Raw genomic sequence first — 19,975 nt, 5'->3', positions numbered from 1 at the left:
ATTAGTTTCCCTCTAATGATCGAATGGTTGGAGTTTGATTAGATAGAGTCGATTTGTCTGAGGAGCGCTGGCTTGCAAGTACAATAGAGACCAAAACCAATAATGCTCCAAGCAACTGAAATACCGACAAATGCTGGTCGAGAACGATATAACCCAAGATACAAGCAGAGACACTGCTTAAAAAACCGAGAAATGAGACCGTAGTTGTAGGCAACTGATCAATGCCTCTAAACCACAGAAAATACCCGACTACAGCCCCGATAACACTCAGGTACAAGTAACCCAAAGAGTTCATTAGCGTTAGTTGATGAGGTACCCCCTCAAGCCATATAGCAACTGGGAGCAGCATTAATCCACCAAACAGGAGCTGCCAACCAGTAAAATTCAGCACAGACATACCTGTAGGTCTGCCCCATTTCTTAGTCAGCACGACCCCACTCGCCATGCTTAATGTTCCAACACTCGCGACGATGAGACCTTCTAAGTCTAACTTCGCGGCACTGTTAAGAACCAGTAAAGCTATTCCAAAGATGCCCACTACCGAGGCCATGAGCTGTATTGCTGACACCTTTGCACCAAGCAACCACCAACTCAGTAATATCACGGCAACAGGTTGAATAGACATCACCATAGCGGCCATACCACCCGGTAAGTATGTCGCTGCAAAAAATAGGCAATAGAAGAACAACCCAATGTTCAAAAAACCGAGCACCCCGAGTCGAGCAAGCCACGCTGAGCTGGGTAGCGCTTTACCAAAGAATACGAGCAACAAACCTGCAGGTAGGGCTCTAATCGTTGCCGCAAGCAAAGGGCTTTCCGCTGGCAGTAACTCTGTCGTCACTATGTAAGTACTTCCCCATACGATAGGGGCGAATGCCGTCAACACTATGGTTTTAATCTGATGTAAATCCTTCACTAGAGTCTCTCCATATAATCTCAATAAAAAGTATCTTTTGCAAAAGACACTTTTTATAAAGTAATGGCAACTTAACTTTTGATCAAGTATCTTTTTAAAAAGATATTTAGATGAGAGATAAAAATGCCATCAGCATCAGATAGTGTCGATTTAATTTTGGCTCAATGGAAACAAGCAAGACCCGATTTAAACTGCTCGCCGATGGGAGTTGTTGGCCGCTTGCGTCGCACAAGCAATCTGTGGAAGTCGAGGATGGACAGCGTGTTTACACAGCACGGACTAAGCAGCATTGAGTTCGACATCTTAGCAACAATGCGCCGTAGCGATGCCCATGGTATTACCCCAACAGAGCTATATAAAACTCTTATGCTGTCTTCTGGGGCAGTGAGCACTCGGATAGAACATTTGGTTAAGCAAGAGCTTGTGGAAAGAGTTTTCAGTGAACATGACAGACGCAGCTGTAAGGTGATTCTAACCAATAAAGGCATCGAACTTATCGATAACGCCCTGAACGATCACGTCACCAATATGAACAATATGCTTAGTGTTCTAAACCCAGATGAACAAGATCAACTTGCCAATCTACTACGCAAAGTACTGTTATCCGAAGATAAATAATAGCTACCCCAAAATCGACTTCCGACGAACTTAAACCAGAAACATAGAAGACATTCATTTTCTATTTAATCAAAAACATGAACCCACTGAAAAGCGGTTCTTGTTTACCGAAACTGTAGGTAAACATTAGTTGTTCTCGAAATTCGATAACTAAGAAATCAACTTTATTATTGGCATATGCCAGTAATAGATCGTTATAGTGCTCCAAATTTCAACGTATTTTGGAGCCAGCATGATCTACGCAATTCCTTGTATTAACAACGCGGTGAGTAATCACTTCTCTCGCTGCCAGCAAATCGCCATCATTGATTCCATCACGCGGCAAAAACAGTACCTCTCTATCTCTAAGGATGAATCTTGTTGTGGTGCCAAGAAAAAGTGGCAACAGGTTATCGCTGATTACAAAGTAGACATTGTTGTAGTGAGAAACATTGGCCAAAATATGCTCAAAGGGCTGTTTCAATCTAAAGTTAAAGTGTTAGCCACAAAAGCGAAGCAAGATGTGCACGACATCAATTTTGCCGAGCTGATTGCAGTAGAGAGTTTGGATTACGGTCGAATATCACCAAAGAAAAAAGCTTGTGGCAAAAATAACGCCGCTCTCGCTTTCGCACCGTCGCAACCAAACTGGCGCTCAATCCGGAGGATTAGACGATGACGTTACTACTTACAGTACTTATTTTCGTTAGCTTTATAGCCTTAATGGCGATCGGGGTGATGTTCTCTCGCCGACCAATTCAGGGCAGTTGTGGTGGTTTATCGAAACTAAACATCACTAGGGAGTGCGACTGCAAAGATGTATGCAAAGGGACAAAGCGCACGCTTTATCAAATCAAAGAGCCAGAGTAGCTCAAGCCTATTGAAGTTTTAGGGCATGACCTTGGATGATGCTGCTAGCAACCTTTTGCCTCGCGCGTTTAATGATGTTTCCAAACGTTTGGCGCGACACCTGCATTTGCACGGCGGCATCAATCTGATTCAGCCCTTCTTGATCGGCAAGTCTCAGTGCTTCTAATTCATCCGGCAACAGCTCAACAATCTGCAACTCATCCATAGTCACACCATTGGGTTTGTAAAAAGCATGAGCTGCATGAGTGCAGATGTGACGATGTTTCTTAGGACGAGCCATGATCAAGTTCCAACACCAATTCAATGATGCTTCAAAGTTGCTTAGCCTGTAATTGTAACAACCTAACCAATTCGAAACCAAGTGAATCCAAAGGTTGCATTTTTCACACCTCTTCTTTAGGGTAAAAGAATGACATATTTGTTTAGCTACACCTCTCCAGTTTGTTGCTGCTGTAATCGCTTCGATATACGGCGGCTTTCGTGTAGCTATTAGTTAGCAAAAATCTATACCTAATCACAGGCCGCTGATGTTCGCATCCGCGGCCTTTTTGTATTTGAAGGAACAATCTATGACCTCAGTTACCCTTACGTTATTTGACACTATGGCTCGTGAACAAAGACCATTTAAGTCCATTGATAGCAATACAGTAGGCCTTTATGCTTGTGGTCCAACCGTATATGACTACGCTCACGCGGGTAACTTACGTACCTACCTTTTTGTCGATACCTTAAGACGCGTGTTGTCATTCAATGGGTATCAAGTGAATCACGTTATGAACATCACAGACGTTGGCCATCTGACTTCAGATGCCGACACTGGTGAAGACAAAATGGAGAAAGGCGCTAGAAAACAAAATAAGTCTGCCTGGGAAATAGCGAAATATTTTGAGCAAGCTTTCCTAACGGACTTAAAGCAGCTCAATATCTTGACCCCAACCACCATCTGCCGAGCAACAGAGCATATCCAAGAGCAAATAGACTTCATCACTGAACTAGAAGAGAAAGGCTTCACCTACCAGACCCGTGATGGAGTCTATCTTGACACCAGTAAATTAAGTGAATATGGTCGACTCGCACGTTTGGATACATCAGGTTTAGAGGCCGGAATTAGGGTCAACATGGCTGATAAAAAACTGGCGACAGACTTCGCATTGTGGAAGTTTTCTGGCGAGCAGGCTAGGCAAATGGAATGGCCAAGCCCTTGGGGTGTTGGATTTCCCGGCTGGCACATCGAGTGTTCCGCAATGGCGGAAAAATACCTAGGAGAACAATTCGACATTCATGTTGGCGGCGAGGACCATATTCCTATCCATCACACTAACGAGATCGCGCAGTGCCAAGCAAAAAACGGGCACATACAAGCAAACTATTGGCTTCACGGTTTTTTTCTACAACTTAACAAAGAGAAAATTTCTAAATCTGGCACTTCTTTGCGCCTAGAAGCGTTACTCGAGCGTGGATTTGAGCCCTTAGCCTATCGCTACCTAACATTAACGAGTCACTATAGAAGTCATCTAAGCTTTACTTGGGAAAGTTTACAAGGAGCGCAAACAGCACTAAAACGACTGAGAAACAAGGTGGCTAAGCTAGCAGATAACGGGCAGTTGATAGAGGAGTATAAGTTGCGTTTTATCCTGCTCATCAATCAAGATCTAAATATGCCAAAGGCTCTCGCTTTGTTATGGGATGTATTAGACAGCGCCTACCCTAGCCAAGATATAAAAGCTACTGTGTTGTTTTTTGATAAGATATTAGGCCTGAATATTGACCATATTGAAGAGGTTATAGTACCCGACGAGGTCATAAGGCTTGCCGAGGAGAGACTGGTACTGAAGCAACAAAAGCGCTTTGCGGATGCCGATAAGATCCGAGAACAAATCACAGCACTTGGATACCAAGTTGCCGATAAAGGCGATAAATTCGAATTTACTCCTCTGTAATAACGTCACTAACGCGCAGAAAGGCTCAATTGCTTTCTGCGCTCTAGCGCTTTAACTCGATAAATTACGCAGTTTTGGATCATCTGTTAGGTATTCAACAAACTCAATCTCAAATCCTGCAGGATCAACGAAGTAGACATTTTTACGGTAAGGTTCATCAGCGCCCGGCTTAGCGATAGGATAACCCGCTTCAACCAATCGGCCGATCACCGCATCAATGTTATTGGTGATATAAGCAAAGTGGGCAAGTCCTACCTGATGGCCTGCCAGTTCTCGATTGTTTCCTTCACCGTGGTCACTCATTGCAATATATTGGTACTCATCACCAAAATGTAGCCAGTTTCTCGGCTTGCCACTCCACTCCCCTTGTCCTTCATCACGCACAGACCAATGTGGAAATGCTGCTTGATAGAACTTCAACATCTCAGGGATGTCTTTAACCACTAAATTCACATGCTCTAATTGAATCATTGCTTTCTCCTTATCAATTCCTAGCCAACAAGAAGCATGCTAAAACCTCAACCAAGGTTGAGGTAAAGAACTTTTTTTAGATTTTTAATTAGAAATTGAACAAAACTTTGGAGAGCCAGAGAGAGCGATGACAATACTGATGAATCTATGAAGCGGTCATGTAAAAACAACCCACTACCTCATTGGTTGAATCAATAATTTTTCCGCTAAATGTTGCCTCACAATAGAGAAAGGAAATATTGATATCTCTAAGACGTCCATGAAATAAAACATGACGTTTCAAAACATCACTATTGAGCTGATGAAGTGTTGATTGCCAAGTGATCTCATTTTCCAATAAGTTAAATGTAACTATCATAAATCCTTATTGTTTTCGTTTTTCTGTTTGCTACGATTCTGTTGAAACCAAAAGCGCTTACGGCCGATTGAACGTGACATATTTTGCCTTTATATATTTAAGTTTCTGACAAGTAATAAAACCATTACCTAATATCAGAGGAATAGATTACTAAATTTATAATGAGACGAAGAAGTCCAATAGCGCAACGACAAATACAGAGAGGAGGTATAAGGAAATATTTGGAGTATTCGAAAGAGTGTTATAAATAGTATTTCTAGAATGAATAAATGTGTGCAAGCGACGCTTTGCCACTTGCACCCTTGCTAAACGTTATAGTACTGAAACGTTAGCTGCTTGAAGGCCTTTCTGACCTTGCTCTACTTCGAAAGACACTTTTTGGCCTTCAGCTAGAGTCTTGAAACCTTCAGAAGCGATAGCACGGAAGTGTACAAATACATCTTCGCCACCGTTGTCTTGAGAAAGAAAACCGAAACCTTTAGTTTCGTTAAACCATTTTACAGAACCATTTACTTTGTTAGACATATCATGTCCCTTATTTAGTAATAATAAAATTATTTCGCAAAAATGCGATGCACTAGGAGCTTGAATTATTTAATGTATCTATGAAGCTAAGGGAAACACAGAGGATAACAAGAGGAAATTCTGAGGGTTTTACTTTACAACAGGATGTTTCATTTAATAACTCTGAACAACAGAGCGATGGCATTATTTGTGTTTTTTAGATAATTGTAAAGAACTATTTTTGATTATTTTTTCAACTAATAATATTGGCGCTTAATCTATAAGAAAAACGTAAAAGGCGAGCACCTCTCTTTGTCACTCTTCTACGCTTTAAAAACCTTAAGCTTGTTCGATAGGTTTAATCACTCGACATGGGCTACCCGCCGCGACAACGTTAGCTGGAATGTCTTTGGTGACGACACTACCCGCTCCAACCACGCTATTTTCACCGATTGTGACGCCAGGGCAGACGATCACACCACCGCCAAGCCAGACATTGTCGCCAATAGTAATCGGTGTACCAAACTCGACGCCTTCTTCAACCCGGCCTTTCACGTCGAGAGGGTGACCTGCAGTATAGATTTGTACGTTAGGGGCAAAGAGAACATTATCACCGATATGCACTTCAGCCACATCCAACACCACGCAATTGAAATTAGCGTAGAAGTTTTTGCCGAGTTTTATGTTCGAACCATAGTCACAACGAAATGGAGGCTCGACGTAAGCGTCTTTAGAATCAGGGATCAAAGTATCAATCGCGCTGCGCCACTCTTGGGTATCTGGAATACTATTGTTGAGCTTTTGCAGTACTTTACGACATTCAATTCGTTGGTCATATAGTTCTTTGTCCCACGCATCATACGGCTCGCCAGCGAGCATTTTCTCTTTTTCGGTTCTCATATCGCTTACCAGTAAATCTTAAAATTACCATCGAAATATCGCATACCAATGTCAGCTTATAAAAAGATTAAATCACTAACTTAACGCAGCGTGTGGTAGGTCACTTTTTGCGTCGTACCGACGTAAACAAATGGTTGTAAGTAATTACTCACTGTTATGCTTTAAGGGGTTACGATTAGCCTTTAGCCGCTTTTGATAATAACAATTCGTAGAAACATTTGGCGGCTGGGCCAGTTTTGGCTCCCTTAGGAAGCGTAATATGCAGCGGGACTTGATACCTTTCATTGTGCTCGACTTTAAGCACCTTAAGCTGGCCTCTGTTTCTTAACTTGATGATGTGCTCTGGCAAGCGGCAAAATCCGACACCTTGTTCCACCGCTCGAAATGCATGGTCAAAATTGTCGACGGTTATCCGCTGATTCGCTTTTAACCAACCGACATTTTGCTCTTTGTTGTCAATCTGAGTAGCCCCCAGATCGCGAATGACAACTTGGCAATGAGTAGCAAAATCCGCCATACAAACCTGACTCTGACTTGCGAGTGGGTGCTTACTTGAGACAACGGGCAACATACTCGTCATCGAGAAAGCTTGAGCAGGGTAATTGGTCACCGGCAAGGTAATAATCGCAATATCAGCTTGCTCACTGGTCACCATTTCTGCCGTTTTAGATAGCGAAGTCTCTACTACTTGAATCGAGGTGGCACTATTTTGACTAAGATACTCTGCCATCGGTTGATAGAGCAGGCTCGGGTCGCAAAGGTGATCCATCGCGACTGTAATCTCTGACTCGACACCCGCTGAGATTTGTTGACTTAAGTCTTCCAGCTCTCTTGCCTGTTCAAGCATGCTACTCGCTCTTCTAAGCAGTGAACGACCATGCTCTGTGACTGTGGCACGCCTTCCCTTAACCTCCACCAGCTTAACGCCCAGTTGATCTTCAAGCTTTTTTATCGAATAAATCAGGGTTGTATGGCTTTTGTTTAAAGCCGAAGCCGCGGCTTGAATACTGCCCGCCTTATCAACTTCCTTCAGCGTAACCCATTGCTCAAGCGTACTTTTCAATCTCATCGCATGACCTGTCAGTTTTTTAGACACTTATACACAATATTATGAACTTTTATGTTCAATTTATATAGACAACAATATCTCCATCGAACAGCAACACGCGTTCACAACAGTCAACAATTGGAGAAACTAAGATGAAATTACTACAAGTCGACTTTGAATATCATGGCCCTATGGGCGAAGAGATGTCTAAAGCATTGGTTGGTCTAGCGGAGTCAATTAATCAAGAACCCGGCATGATCTGGAAAATCTGGACAGAAAATGAATCTGAAAAGCTAGGTGGTGGTATCTATCTTTTTCAAGATGAAGTCAGTGCACAAAATTACCTAGACATGCATGCCGCTAGACTGAAAGAAATGGGCGTAGCAGAAGTACGTGGCGTTATTTTTGACATCAATCAGCCACTGACTGAAATCAATCTCGGGCCCGTTGGTCTGTAAGGAACCGCTATGACGAATAGACTGTTTTTAACCTTACACGGCAGCATCTACACTGCGTTTGCATTCGCACTGTTTTTTCTGCCAACCATGATGTGGCCAATGTATGGCGTTGAGATTAACGATAAGTACGCTTACTTCCTGTCACAACACACAAGTATCTTTCTCGGAGGCGTAGCAGCAGTAAGCCTGCTTCTAAGAACAATAGAGCACAAAGAGACAATGCAACAGCTACTCAAAGCGCTGCTTGTCACCAACCTTCTCGGTGTCGCAATAACTGGCTATGCTGGATTTACGGGGATCTTTGTCGACTTCGGTTGGAGCGATCCGGCCTTCTTCGCTCTGTTGTCCTTGCTTAGCTATCGTCAGCTGAGTGCCCAATTGAACGGAAAGCAGTGACACTTTGGGCATGGTCTAAAAGCTACGCCCTAAGTTGTCCTATTTTGTCACGATAAACTTACTGTAAGTACTTACTTTACCGTTGATGTACTCGATACCGCAGTGAATGTTCTCTAGGTTGCTACCAACGATTTGATACTCAACAATAAACTCACCACTGATGACTTTGATAAACAAGAAGCCTTCCATAACTTTCCACAGGCCCTGAAGCGATTTATTACTGAAAAGATCTTTCTCCGACAAAGTACCGTTTGGGTTGAGCCTGATCTGTGAGGCAAAGCCATCGATATTTACTTTTACCCAAGTCTGCTGGTGGACTTCGTAGCTTAGAATTTTACGACGCTGTTTCACCCACTCTTTTAGCTCTTGTTCTTGAGTAGGAGTTAAGCTTGGTAGATCTTCCATCTCCAGTAGAGTGTGATGTTTTTCGTACCAAAACAGTTGTAAGTGAAGCAGTTTCATTCTTGTATGCAGCTTATAGATAGGAAAGTCAGCGCAACTGTGCTCCAACTCAGACTTGAAGTCAAATCTTATGCATTCGATTGAAAATGTGCAGCGCAATACGGGGGGCTTACACTGCACTATCCCATAAGGGGGATGAAAGGCGCTCTGATTGAGCGCCGAAGCATGATGCCCTTGTACTAGGCACCTTTTCCAATGCTAAGCTGCAAATAGCTTTGGCAAGTCAGCATGATCACAGGCTTGATTTAGGCGACGCTGAGCAGTGAGAATATTCTGTTTCCAATTGTCATCCTGAGCCCACATTTCAATGACCAAAGGGACGACACAATCTGTCTTCTTGAGGGTATCGAATATCGAGTTGAAATCCACCTCACCTTCACCAATAACCAGATCACGAAATTGCCCTTTATAATCTGAAGTCACTCGATAAGTGTCCTTAAGGTGAATCTGAGTGATATGTGGTTTACTCAATTTCAGCTCAGTTACGATATCGTAGTTCCAACCAGAGATGTTACCAACGTCAGGGTAAGCCGTGAAATAAGGTGAATTGACCTCTCGGCTTAATACCTCAAATTTACTTAGTGAATTCAGGTAGTCGGTATCCATGATCTCGACAGCAAGCATGACTCCGGCCCTTTCAGCTAGCTTCGCTGACTGCTTCATTCCTTGAATAAACCGCTGGTGAGTCGCTTGATTGGCTGGCTCATAATAGACATCATAGCCTGCTAGCTGAATCGTACGCACGCCTAGTTTGTATGCCAATGAGATCGCTTTCTCCATATGCAGTAAGGCTTGCTCGCGAGTTTCAGGTTCAGCCGAACCGAAAGGATACTTGCGATGAGCGCTTAAACACATCGATTGAAGAGGAACCCCATAACGTTCACACTGGTGACGCAGAGCATAAATGGTTTCATCATCCCAATCTAAGCGGCTGCGACGTTCGTCAGATTCATCCACAGAGATCTCTAAAAAATCGAATCCTAGCTCTTTGGTCGTTTTAAGCTTTTCTTCCCAACTTAGCTCGTTAGGTAGGGCCTTTTCATACAAACCGACTCGGTGGCGTTGAAGATTTTGATACATAGCCAGCTCCTAGTTCCAGAAGCGGTCAATTTGAGCACGAAGTGCTTCAGCGGTTTGCTTACCCTGCTCACCCGCTAGAGCTCGACCCGCAATAAAAGTTTTAGCCTTGATACCCTCAAATAGGTAAAGATCTTCAGGCACTATACCGCCAGTGATAGATAACTCTAGACCAAGTTCAGACAAGGCACGCATTTTTTCCAAATCTTGTTCGGTCCAGCCAACTCCTGCCAACTCTGCGTCACGAGAGCGGTGATAAATGGCTTGTGAGACACCTAAATCAACCCAAGCTTGAGCGTCTGCCATTGTCCAATTACCGTAGATCTCAATCTGAATTTCGCCCTTGTGCTGATCCGCGACTTTCTTGCACGCTTCTATAGTTGCAATATGTGCGGCAGCGGAAACAGTAATCCAATCAGCTCCCGCCTCGAAGGCCATTTTGGCTAGAATGGCTCCGCCGTCTGTCGTTTTCATATCACAGACTAAAATATGATCAGGGTGATTAGCACGCAGAGTCGAAACCGCATTCATGCCCTCAGCAAATGCGAGGATAGTGCCCACTTCAATCACATCAACAAAGCTTTCAACATTGTTCGCCACTTCAATGGCTGCAGGTAAATTAGTTTGGTCTAGGGCGATTTGAATCATTGGTTTTGTCATTATCGTTATCCTTTAATTTTTTCACGTATTAGACGGGCCAAGCCATCTTGATTGTTATCTGTCGAGCACACGAGTTTGGCGTGTGACTTCACGGTGTCGTCGGCATTGCGCATTGCGACACCTAAATTGGCGTATTGAAGCATTGAGATATCATTGTGATTGTCGCCAACCGCGATCACATGATTTGCGTGGTAACCAAGTTCAGAGACATATTCAGCAAGACGGAGGCCCTTGCTGTTTCCTTTTGCGGCAAAGTCAATTCGGTTTGACCAAGAGCGCTCACCGTTGAATTGTCGCTTCACCCAAGGGTGTTCCAACAGTCGCTCCACTGAACTTGGACATCCCTCAACAACGAACTTCCATACATGCTCAGTCTGATTCGCTGTTTCACTAAATGAGTCAATCTTGTATATCTTCGGACGATGGGCTTTTGGTGCACCTTCAGCCCAACTTTCCAAAGCTTGCATGTAGGTTATCGGGTTGTAGTTCGAGTAAGTCATGGCATCAGAAATATACATAACCATCTTGACCTGAAACTCGCGCGCCAACTCAATGAATATCTGAGCGTCTTCCTTATTAATCGAGTTCTGTTTGAGAACCTTCTCATTGGCATAGTCATAAACGTACGTGCCGTTACAACATATGATTGGAGTGTCTAGTTCAAGCTCGTAATAATAAGGCCTAGCGGCGGTATGGTGGCGCCCTGTTACTACTACAACTTTGCAATGCTGCTTAGCTTCTTGAATCGCGCGTTTAACTTCAGGATGGATAGTGTGTTCGTCTGTCAGTACTGTTCCATCTAAATCTAATGCTAATACCTTGTACATAGGCTCTTTCTCCTACAAAGTTTAACGCTGGCCGTAGTAAGCATTCTCACCGTGTTTACGCAGGTAGTGTTTGTCTGAGAGTTCTGGCTGAATCTTGATTCCACTATTTAACGAGCGCGTCGCCAGAGCCATTGCCGAAATCTCTTCCAATACCACGGCATTGTGAACCGCATCATTTGCGTTCTTTCCCCAGGAAAATGGCGCATGTCCTGCCACAATCACGCTAGGTACTGCCATAGGTTTAATACCGCGTTGCTTGAACTCTTCTATGATGACGAGCCCAGTGTTTTTCTCATAGGCACCTGAAATTTCATCATGGGACAATTTACGGGTACAAGGGATATCTCCGTAGAAGTAATCAGCGTGAGTCGTACCTAGTGCGGGAATATCAATCCCAGCCTGCGCCCAGATAGTGGCACTGCGTGAGTGAGTGTGTACTACGCCGCCAACCTCTGGAAACGCTTTATAGATTTCAATATGCGTCGCTGTATCACTGGAAGGATTTAGTCTTCCCTCAATAACTTGGCCTTCTAAATCCACGATCACCATGTCGTCTGCAGTCATGGCATCGTACTCAACACCAGAAGGTTTGATTGCCAATACACCAAGTTCGCGATCTATTTCCGACACATTTCCCCAAGTGAATGTCACTAACCCGTATTTAGGCAATTTGAGATTAGCTTCAAAGACACGTTGTTTTAGTGCGCTATACATAGTTTCTCCTTACGCCATTTCCGCTAGCGCTTCATCAATAACGTCAAACACATCAGTCTTAGTGCGGCAGCGACGCAACTTGTTAAGATCAACGCCCGTTTCACTATCTTCGTCATCGAGTACCGTAGTCACTTCCATTAAGCCTTCCATATGTTCATCAGAAGAGCTGCCAGCTAACGTAATCAGTACATCAACAGGCTCATCTTCCCCTTCAAAGAACACAGGCTCTTCGAGAGTAACGAGCGCAAAAGCCGTTCGAATTACGCCATCTTCAGGGCGAGCGTGAGGCAGTGCCAAGTTAGGTGCAATGCAGATGTAAGGGCCTAGTTTCTCTACACTGTTGATGATCGCCTCATGGTAGCTTGGCAAAATCGCACCTGATGCGGTCAGCATGTCTGTACCAATGATGATGGCTTCACGCCAATTAGAAGCAGAGGCTTGTAGTTTGATTGAATTGTTGTCGATCAGTGATTGCTTAAAACCCATTGTTCTATCTCCAGTGAAGTGCCAGCCATAACTGGCACTTAGTTGTTGTTATTGGTTGTTTTGTATAGAGGTTACTTTGCTCCAGCGAAGTTCTTGTCGATGATTTCTAATAACTCATCACCAAAAGAGTTCGGATTGAGCATGTTCTGTACACCCAAGACAAACTTGCCTTCGCCTGGCTCCATTTCAGCAGATAAGTGTTTCGATGAGACGATGATGTCAGTCGATGCAAGCTTAGACTTGTAGTCAGACACCGCACATGAGTCCATGACATGAGGGATACCTTTTTTCTCTAGGTATTTACCAATCTTCATCTTCATCATCATTGAAGAGCCTTGCCCATTACCACATACCGCTAAGATGCTTACTGGGCGAACACCGTCGCTCGCTTTGATTGCTTGTTCTACCGCTTCAATCACTTCAGGTTCTTCTGTAACAGAAACAACGCCTTGCGCATCTTCTTCTGCTCGAAGCTGTTTGGATGCAAAGAACATGTATACCAGTGACAGTGCGACTAATACCCAGAAGAAGGCTTTTGACATTGAGATACCGGCAAAGATAGGTGGGAACAATAGAGCCCAGTCAGCCATACCCATCCAACCACTGAATTCCACACCATGATTGCTAATCAGCTGAATAGCCCAAGCAGAGCCAACCACTTCGATAATGCCCATCACGAAACAGATTTTCATAACCGCTTTCCAGCCACCAAAGTGGTTAGCGAAGACACCAATTGTCGCGTTCGAGAAGAACATTGGAATGAAGCCAGGGATGATCATGATTGGAGAGTCAGCAAGTAGCAGCGCGCCAACAGCAAGGAATTGGCCAATAGCACCCCACATGAAGCCAAATACCATAGCGTTAGGAGAAAACGCGTAGATCGCTGCACAGTCGATAGCCAATACTGCATTTGGAATCACGCGTTCAGAAATACCCTTAAATGCTTCTGACAGTTCAGCAACGAACATACGAACACCAGCAACGATAACTTGAATCGCTACGGCAAACTTCAAGCCTGTTTCTAGGATGTAGATTGTCCAGTGCGTTTTACCCGCCATTGTTTGTAGGTTATCTAGGCCAAACGACAGCAAGATAATGCCAAAGAAAACCGTCATAACGATCGCTGTTGCAGCGATACTGTCATGGAAGATATGCAGCCATTTAGGCAGTTCGATATGGTCTACACTATCGTTCTTATCGCCAAGTTTTGGTGCAACCTTAGTCGCGATCCAAGAAGCAACCTGCTGTTGGTGACCAATAGAGAAACCAGCACCACCCGTTACTTCCTCAGTAGGCTTGAACATGATATTAGAAGAAATACCCCAATACAGCGCCATTAATACCGCTGAATATAGGATGGTCTCCCACATAGAAGCGCCAAGAATGAAGTAGAAAACAGCAACCAAACCAGCCTGTTGGAACATGATATGACCAGTCAGCATAATGGTGCGAATACCAGTGAAGCGGCGGAAAAGGACGAGAAGAATGTTAAGGCCCAACGCTAGCAGTACTGCATAGCCAACCCAGGAATACATATCTCCCATGTTTTCCATCGTCGCCATCATGGTTGTATATGGGTCAATAACTGATCCTGTCAATCCATGATATTCCGACAATTTTTCGATAACGGGTTTAAACCCCTTAACCAGTGTGCCCGCACCGACTTGGACTAGCATAAAGCCAACAATCGTTTTGATTGAGCCTTTGATTATCGTCGTAGGATCGCGTCTCAGCAGCCAGTAGCCAATAAAAGTAACGAGACCAAGCAGCAAGGGGGCTTTGGTCATTACTTGGCTGTAAAATATATAGAAGATGTCGTATAAGAACTCCATATCTTTACCCCTAATAGTATTTGTAATTTTATTTGGTTCGTAGGACAGAACGTTTTCAAATTTATGTATGAAATACGCTCTCTTTTGCTCACGAATTAGACTTTAACAATCAAAAGTAATCATTCAATGCTCACTTGTGATTATTTTGATTTTTATCAATTTTGACCTTAACCAATGACTGTTTTTGAGCCACCGATCACACCAACAACCACCAAACACTTAATTATCAATAACTTACAATTAATTGTGATTTATGGCATATTTTTGTTCTGTGCCCATTTGACAATCAAACTTATGATTATTAGAATCAAAACAAATCACAAGCAATCACCAAGTAATCACAACGCTTGAAAAGGTGATAAGAATGAACGAAGTACAAAGACACGACGGCATCTTGTCGTTATTAGAAGAAAATCGGACGATCAACGTCTCGCATATCATCAACAGCTTCAATGTCTCTCCTGCGACGGCTCGTCGCGACATTTCAAAGCTCGATGAGTTGGGCAAATTACGTAAAGTTCGTAACGGTGCTGAGCGTATTGAGAGCCAAAAGAAAAAGTGGTCACCACTAAACATCAACAGTACTGAGCACTATGAAGAGAAGTCTCTTATAGCGTTACGCGCTGCTGATTTGTGTGACTCGGGTGATAGCGTAGTCATCAACTGTGGTTCAACCGCATTTTTACTGGGCCAAAAACTGTGTGGCCAAGATGTACAGATTGTCACCAATTACTTTCCATTGGCGAGCTATCTAATCAATGAGGATCATGACGATGTGATCATTATTGGTGGCCAATACAATAAAGCGCAAAACATCTTTCTTAACCCCGCACCTGATTCATTAGGAGGGTATGCGGGTAACTGGATGTTTACCTCAGGCAAAGGCTTAACTGAAGCGGGACTTTATAAAGCAGACATGCTTACCGCAGTAGCAGAGCAGCAAATGCTTGAGCAAATCGATAAGTTAGTCGTGGTCGTGGATAGTTCGAAAGTGGGCCAAAGAACAGGGATGGTTTTCTGCCCTGCGAGCAAGATTGATATCGTTATAACAGGCAAAGATGCCAACCCTGACGTTGTCAAAGCTATTGAAGCTCAAGGAACACAAGTCATCCTGGTTTAACGCCACCCATTAGATAAATAACACCATAAATAGCTCAGTGTCTTAATCTCATATTAAGACGCTTAGCTCCCTACATCCTAAATAAATCAAATATCGTGAAATTAAAGGTACTGTTATGAGCAAAGTGAATGAAATAACCCGTGAATCTTGGATCTTAAGCACTTTCCCTGAGTGGGGTACATGGCTAAACGAAGAGATCGAAAACACTTTAGTAGAACCAAATACATTCTCTATGTGGTGGCTAGGGTGTACTGGGATCTGGCTTAAAAGTGAAGGCAATACCAATATTTCGATCGACTTCTGGTGTGGTACTGGTAAGAAAACGCAAAAGAATGCGTTCATGAAAAACCAACACCAGATGATGCGTATGGGCGGTGTAGAAGCGCTTCAACCAAACTTGCGTACTGCAATTTTCCCACTTGACCCATTTGCGATCAAAGAGATCGATGCTGTACTCGCCTCTCATGATCACGCTGATCATATTGACGTCAACGTTGCCGCAGCGGTCCTACAAAACTGCCCCGAGCACGTTAAATTTATCGGCCCACAAGCTTGTGTCGATCTATGGATGGGCTGGGGGGTTCCTGAAGAGCGTTGTGTTGTAGCAAAAGTTGGGGATGTATTAGAAGTGGGTGACTTGAAGATCCGCGTTCTCGACTCATTTGACCGCACTGCACTGGTAACGCTTCCAGAAGGTACATCGTCATACGACAAAGAGATCTTGGATGGAATGGACAAACGTGCCGTCAACTACTTAGTCGAAACAACTGGTGGTTCTGTTTATCACTCTGGTGACTCACACTACTCGAACTACTACGCATCACATGGTAACGAGTACCAAATTGATGTTGCATTACTTTCTTATGGTGAGAACCCTCGCGGTGTCACTGATAAAATGACTTCATCGGATATTCTCAGAGCGGCTGAGTCACTAGACTGTGAGGTCGTTATGCCATTTCACCACGACATCTGGGCCAACTTCCAAAATGACCCTCGAGAAATTGAAGTGCTATGGAACATGAAAAAAGATCGTCTTCAGTACAGCTTTGCTCCGTTCTTCTGGCAGGTTGGTGGTAAGTACACTTACCCAACAGACAAAGGACGTATGCATTATCAACATTTCCGTGGTTTCAAAGACATCTTTAAAAATGAACCAGAACTGCCATACAAGGCGTTTTTATAACCGTACCCATACCTGCCAAGCCGAGTGTTTATCCACTCGGCTTTTTTATTGTCGAACCTAATACCTATCTAACGCTCACCTCGCCTTTTGTTGCCAACCTGCGTAGAATACGCGCTCTTTTCCTATTCACGAGCAACTATAGGCAGTCAGTTTGCACACAGTAGAACAACTTAAAAGCGGAGAGCTTACAGGCATTCAGCGTCTTCAACTTTCTGAACAACTAACCGAGTTACCACAAGAGATCTTAGCCTTAGCTGATACGTTGGAAATTCTCGATGTTTCAAACAACCTTTTAAGTGAACTGCCGGAGTGGCTCACTGAATTAAAGCAACTCAAGATAGTATTTGCTTCCAATAACCGTTTCACACGCCTTCCGCTTGTTCTCGGACGCTGTGACAAGCTTGAGATGGTTGGTTTTAAAAGCAACCAAATTGTTCGTGTCGCCGAAGAGTCATTACCAGAGCAACTACGTTGGTTGATTCTGACCGATAACCAGATCAGTAAGTTGCCAGAATCTTTGGGTTATCGCCCGCGCCTGCAAAAATTAGCCTTGGCGGGTAACAAACTGACATCACTACCCAACAGCTTTAACCAGTTGCTCAACTTGGAGTTAGTGCGCCTGTCTGCAAATCAACTTGAGTGCTTCCCTAGCATACTACTTGAGCTTCCCAAACTGGCGTGGATGGCTTTTGCAGGCAACCCTTTCTGTGAAAGAACCAGTCTTGAAGAAAGTGTTCCACAAGTTGCTTCAAGCGCTTACAAGCTTAATCAGGTTTTAGGGCAAGGGGCTTCTGGGGTGATCTCTCACGCGGATTGGCTCGACGCCAATTTCGACTTCCCAGCCCATGTTGCGGTAAAAGTGTTTAAGGGAGACGTAACCAGTGATGGCTATCCTTGCGATGAGCTGCAAGCTTGCCTGCAAACAGGTCACCACAACAACCTTGTGAAATCTATCGCTCAAGTAAACGAGGACAATCACCTTGCCTTGGTAATGGAATTGATCCCAGATAGCTACTTTAATCTTGGTCTACCACCAACATTACAAACCTGTACACGAGATGTTTTTAAACAAGACTTCACTCTTTCGGTCAGTCAGATTGAAAAGATTGTTGAGCAAATGATGGGTGTGTTTAATCACCTACACGATAACAAGGTATGTCATGGTGACCTCTACGCGCACAATGTGTTGATCAATGAACAGGGTGAGATGATATTTGGCGATTTTGGCGCCGCATCAGTCTACGACTACTTAACCGAAACCCAACAACGCGGTATTAGAAAGGTTGAAGCTCGCGCTTTGGGGCACTTTATTGATGATCTACTCTCGGTGTGTAAGCCGATTGAGACACAAACTGCGGCCTACAAAAGCTTAAAGAACCTCGCCCTAATCACTGGCTAATCTTATTCAGGTGTAGAGTTACTTTTGATTTGATAGCGAAACGACCATTAGTGCATGATGGTCGTTTTGACTGAGAGCACTACCGCCCACCCGCTATATCAATAAAAGAGCCGGTGACGAACGACGCCTCATCAGACAATAACCAAGCAATAGAGTTCGCGACCTCCAATGCCGTTCCTCCGCGGCCTAGTGGAAGTTGTGGCCCAAGCCTATCTACTCGTCCTGGCTCCCCCCCATCGGCGTGCATTTCTGTGTAAATGCAGCCTGGTCTGACACCATTAACACGGATATTTCGCGACGCAAGCTCAAGTGACAGCCCTTTGGTTAACGAGTCCATCGCGCCTTTAGAAGCCGCGTAGTCTACATATTCAAATGGCGCTCCTGTTCTTGATGCGGCAGAAGATACATTAACGATAGAGCCATTACTATCAAGCTGATTGATAAACGCCTTGCAGCACAAGAAGCAACTTATGACATTGGAGTCCATTACCTTCTTAAATCGTTCTAGGTCAATCTCACTCAAGGTTGATTGAGTAAACAGAACACCTGCATTGTTCACCAAGTGAGTGACCGTGCCATAGCGCTGAGTAACTTGAGCAAACATAGCTTCAACTTGCGCTTGGTCTGAAACATCAGCCTGAATCGCGAGTGCCTCTCCACCTGTAGAAACAATCTGCTCAACCACTTCATCAGCACGCTGGTGGTTTTTAAGATAATTGACCGCGACAGCATAGCCTTGGCTTGCAAGAAGTTTTGCGGTTTCAGCGCCAATTCCCCTACCCGCTCCCGTTACAATAACCACTTTATCCATTTATTTTCCTTTACTCTTTAATTCCAATTGAGGTGACTTTACAGTGTAAAATCCGTTGGCTCTTGCATCTTCTCTACGCCAGCCATTAAGCGCTCTACCAACAAACTGAAAGCTTTGGGTTGATAACGCCTTTGCTTATAAACTAGATAGGCCTGTCTAACACTGCGTTGATACTGAGGCAATACCCGAACTAAGTTCATCCCTTTATGCACATGTCTGAAAGGCAAAGACGCAACGCCTAAACCTTTCTCTACAGCGCCACATACCGCCAAAATATCATTCACGATCAGCTTAGGCTTCACGCTCATCACATCAACCAGATGCTCTTGCTCATACACGGAAATGTCTAGAGCATGATCAACGCTGACCCAGTCAAGCTGACTCAATGATGCAAGATCGTTAACCTCCCCTACTTTGGTTAAGTATTCAGGACTGGAAAAGAAGGCATGGCGAGCTTTAAATAAAGGTCTGGCGATCATGTCATTCATCTCTGCCAAGTCGAAGGTGATCAACAAATCTCGGTCAGTCTGTGGGACTGCTTGCTCTTGGCTAAGTACCAGATCGAGCGATACTTTAGGGTAATCAGCCAAAAACTGCTCGACAACCTCTCCCACAAAGGCTCGATAAAAGTTGTGTGGAATAGCGAGCTTTATCTTGCCCGACACTTCCTGCGTATCAGAAAGCATTTGTCCAAAGCCAGATTCAACCGATTCCATGCCACTTCTAATCAGCTCAAAGGCTTCTGAGCCATTTTGTGTTGCCACCAGCTCTCTGCCCTTCTTTTCCAATAATCGTGTATTGAGACGCTGTTCAAGCGCAGATAAGCGGCGTGACATGGTCGAAACAGGAAGCTGAAGCTTTTTGGATGCCGACAACAGCGATCCCTCTTCCACCACACAACAAAACAAATAAAGATCATCCATGTTTCCAAATATGGAATTCATAC

At 44.0% G+C, this 19,975-nt stretch carries 24 protein-coding genes; 9 read left to right on the top strand and 15 right to left on the bottom strand.

The features are described from left to right. Nucleotide 1: 1 nt before the first annotated feature. A complete protein-coding gene (locus tag APB76_RS05545; protein ID WP_054961184.1) occupies nt 2-916 on the bottom strand; it encodes an EamA family transporter in 915 nt (304 codons plus the stop codon). A gap of 123 nt (nt 917-1,039) precedes the next feature. On the opposite strand from APB76_RS05545, the gene APB76_RS05540 reads away from it, so the two are divergent. The 3 genes from APB76_RS05540 to nqrM all read left to right on the top strand — a co-directional run bounded on the left by APB76_RS05540 (nt 1,040) and on the right by nqrM (nt 2,383). Further along, entirely contained in the window at nt 1,040-1,534 is a 495-nt protein-coding gene (locus APB76_RS05540; protein WP_054961185.1) for a MarR family winged helix-turn-helix transcriptional regulator, read from the top strand. A 232-nt stretch (nt 1,535-1,766) separates the two neighbouring features. Next, entirely contained in the window at nt 1,767-2,192 is a 426-nt protein-coding gene (locus APB76_RS05535) for a NifB/NifX family molybdenum-iron cluster-binding protein (RefSeq protein WP_054961186.1), read from the top strand. Further along, on the top strand, nt 2,189-2,383 hold the full coding sequence (gene nqrM, locus APB76_RS05530) for a (Na+)-NQR maturation NqrM (RefSeq protein WP_054961187.1): 195 nt from the start codon (nt 2,189-2,191) through the stop codon (nt 2,381-2,383). The genes APB76_RS05535 and nqrM overlap by 4 nt, the downstream gene beginning before the upstream one ends. Nucleotides 2,384-2,390: 7 nt before the next feature. On the opposite strand, the gene APB76_RS05525 is transcribed toward nqrM, so the two are convergent. Then, on the bottom strand, nt 2,391-2,663 hold the full coding sequence (locus APB76_RS05525) for a DUF134 domain-containing protein (RefSeq protein ID WP_054961188.1): 273 nt from the start codon (nt 2,661-2,663) through the stop codon (nt 2,391-2,393). A gap of 289 nt (nt 2,664-2,952) precedes the next feature. On the opposite strand from APB76_RS05525, the gene cysS reads away from it, so the two are divergent. Beyond that, nucleotides 2,953-4,323: a cysteine--tRNA ligase gene (cysS, locus tag APB76_RS05520; protein ID WP_054961189.1), complete on the top strand. Its 1,371-nt coding sequence runs from the start codon at nt 2,953-2,955 to the stop codon at nt 4,321-4,323. Nucleotides 4,324-4,374: 51 nt separating this feature from the next. Here the strand turns inward: cysS and APB76_RS05515 are convergent, their stop codons facing one another. From APB76_RS05515 to APB76_RS05500, 4 genes are all read right to left on the bottom strand, one after another. Continuing rightward, nucleotides 4,375-4,794 carry a VOC family protein gene (locus tag APB76_RS05515; RefSeq protein ID WP_049845895.1) on the bottom strand — a complete coding sequence of 140 codons (420 nt, stop codon included), beginning with the start codon at nt 4,792-4,794 and terminating at the stop codon, nt 4,375-4,377. A 670-nt stretch (nt 4,795-5,464) separates the two neighbouring features. Beyond that, nucleotides 5,465-5,677, bottom strand: coding sequence for a transcription antiterminator/RNA stability regulator CspE (gene cspE, locus APB76_RS05510; protein WP_049845894.1), 213 nt, complete (start codon nt 5,675-5,677; stop codon nt 5,465-5,467). 318 nt (nt 5,678-5,995) lie between these two features. Beyond that, a complete protein-coding gene (locus APB76_RS05505) occupies nt 5,996-6,556 on the bottom strand; it encodes a sugar O-acetyltransferase (protein ID WP_054961190.1) in 561 nt (186 codons plus the stop codon). Nucleotides 6,557-6,731: 175 nt separating this feature from the next. Further along, complete coding sequence (locus APB76_RS05500) at nt 6,732-7,625, bottom strand: LysR family transcriptional regulator (protein WP_054961227.1); 894 nt, start codon at nt 7,623-7,625, stop codon at nt 6,732-6,734. A gap of 131 nt (nt 7,626-7,756) precedes the next feature. Between APB76_RS05500 and APB76_RS05495 the strand changes: the two genes are divergently transcribed. Next, complete coding sequence (locus tag APB76_RS05495) at nt 7,757-8,062, top strand: monooxygenase (protein WP_054961191.1); 306 nt, start codon at nt 7,757-7,759, stop codon at nt 8,060-8,062. Between the two features lie 9 nt (nt 8,063-8,071). After that, entirely contained in the window at nt 8,072-8,458 is a 387-nt protein-coding gene (locus tag APB76_RS05490) for a hypothetical protein (protein ID WP_054961192.1), read from the top strand. 39 nt (nt 8,459-8,497) lie between these two features. Here APB76_RS05490 and APB76_RS05485 read toward each other — a convergent pair whose 3' ends face one another. From APB76_RS05485 to APB76_RS05455, 7 genes are all read right to left on the bottom strand, one after another. After that, on the bottom strand, nt 8,498-8,920 hold the full coding sequence (locus APB76_RS05485) for a hypothetical protein (RefSeq protein ID WP_049845890.1): 423 nt from the start codon (nt 8,918-8,920) through the stop codon (nt 8,498-8,500). Between the two features lie 198 nt (nt 8,921-9,118). After that, nucleotides 9,119-10,000 carry an L-ribulose-5-phosphate 3-epimerase gene (locus tag APB76_RS05480; protein ID WP_049845889.1) on the bottom strand — a complete coding sequence of 294 codons (882 nt, stop codon included), beginning with the start codon at nt 9,998-10,000 and terminating at the stop codon, nt 9,119-9,121. A 9-nt stretch (nt 10,001-10,009) separates the two neighbouring features. Further along, nucleotides 10,010-10,657 carry a 3-keto-L-gulonate-6-phosphate decarboxylase UlaD gene (locus tag APB76_RS05475; RefSeq protein ID WP_004749371.1) on the bottom strand — a complete coding sequence of 216 codons (648 nt, stop codon included), beginning with the start codon at nt 10,655-10,657 and terminating at the stop codon, nt 10,010-10,012. 5 nt (nt 10,658-10,662) lie between these two features. After that, a complete protein-coding gene (locus APB76_RS05470; protein ID WP_054961193.1) occupies nt 10,663-11,484 on the bottom strand; it encodes a Cof-type HAD-IIB family hydrolase in 822 nt (273 codons plus the stop codon). 21 nt (nt 11,485-11,505) lie between these two features. Continuing rightward, entirely contained in the window at nt 11,506-12,198 is a 693-nt protein-coding gene (locus APB76_RS05465) for an L-ribulose-5-phosphate 4-epimerase (RefSeq protein WP_054961194.1), read from the bottom strand. Nucleotides 12,199-12,207: 9 nt separating this feature from the next. After that, a complete protein-coding gene (locus APB76_RS05460; RefSeq protein ID WP_054961195.1) occupies nt 12,208-12,684 on the bottom strand; it encodes a PTS sugar transporter subunit IIA in 477 nt (158 codons plus the stop codon). A 71-nt stretch (nt 12,685-12,755) separates the two neighbouring features. After that, nucleotides 12,756-14,516 (bottom strand): PTS ascorbate-specific subunit IIBC, encoded by a 1,761-nt coding sequence (locus APB76_RS05455; protein ID WP_049845885.1) that lies wholly within the window; start codon nt 14,514-14,516, stop codon nt 12,756-12,758. A gap of 364 nt (nt 14,517-14,880) precedes the next feature. Between APB76_RS05455 and ulaR the strand changes: the two genes are divergently transcribed. From ulaR to APB76_RS05440, 3 genes are all read left to right on the top strand, one after another. Then, entirely contained in the window at nt 14,881-15,636 is a 756-nt protein-coding gene (ulaR, locus tag APB76_RS05450) for an HTH-type transcriptional regulator UlaR (protein WP_049845884.1), read from the top strand. Between the two features lie 115 nt (nt 15,637-15,751). Then, on the top strand, nt 15,752-16,819 hold the full coding sequence (ulaG, locus tag APB76_RS05445; RefSeq protein WP_054961196.1) for an L-ascorbate 6-phosphate lactonase: 1,068 nt from the start codon (nt 15,752-15,754) through the stop codon (nt 16,817-16,819). A gap of 151 nt (nt 16,820-16,970) precedes the next feature. After that, a complete protein-coding gene (locus APB76_RS05440) occupies nt 16,971-18,218 on the top strand; it encodes a leucine-rich repeat-containing protein kinase family protein (RefSeq protein WP_054961197.1) in 1,248 nt (415 codons plus the stop codon). 79 nt (nt 18,219-18,297) lie between these two features. Here the strand turns inward: APB76_RS05440 and APB76_RS05435 are convergent, their stop codons facing one another. Then, on the bottom strand, nt 18,298-19,029 hold the full coding sequence (locus tag APB76_RS05435; RefSeq protein ID WP_054961198.1) for a glucose 1-dehydrogenase: 732 nt from the start codon (nt 19,027-19,029) through the stop codon (nt 18,298-18,300). 38 nt (nt 19,030-19,067) lie between these two features. Beyond that, a complete protein-coding gene (locus APB76_RS05430; RefSeq protein WP_054961199.1) occupies nt 19,068-19,973 on the bottom strand; it encodes a LysR family transcriptional regulator in 906 nt (301 codons plus the stop codon). Between the last annotated feature and the right edge of the window lie 2 nt (nt 19,974-19,975).

The sequence above is a fragment of the Vibrio bivalvicida genome (assembly GCF_001399455.2).
GTDB lineage: Bacteria > Pseudomonadota > Gammaproteobacteria > Enterobacterales > Vibrionaceae > Vibrio > Vibrio bivalvicida.
This window is presented reverse-complemented; position numbering and strand designations above follow the sequence as displayed.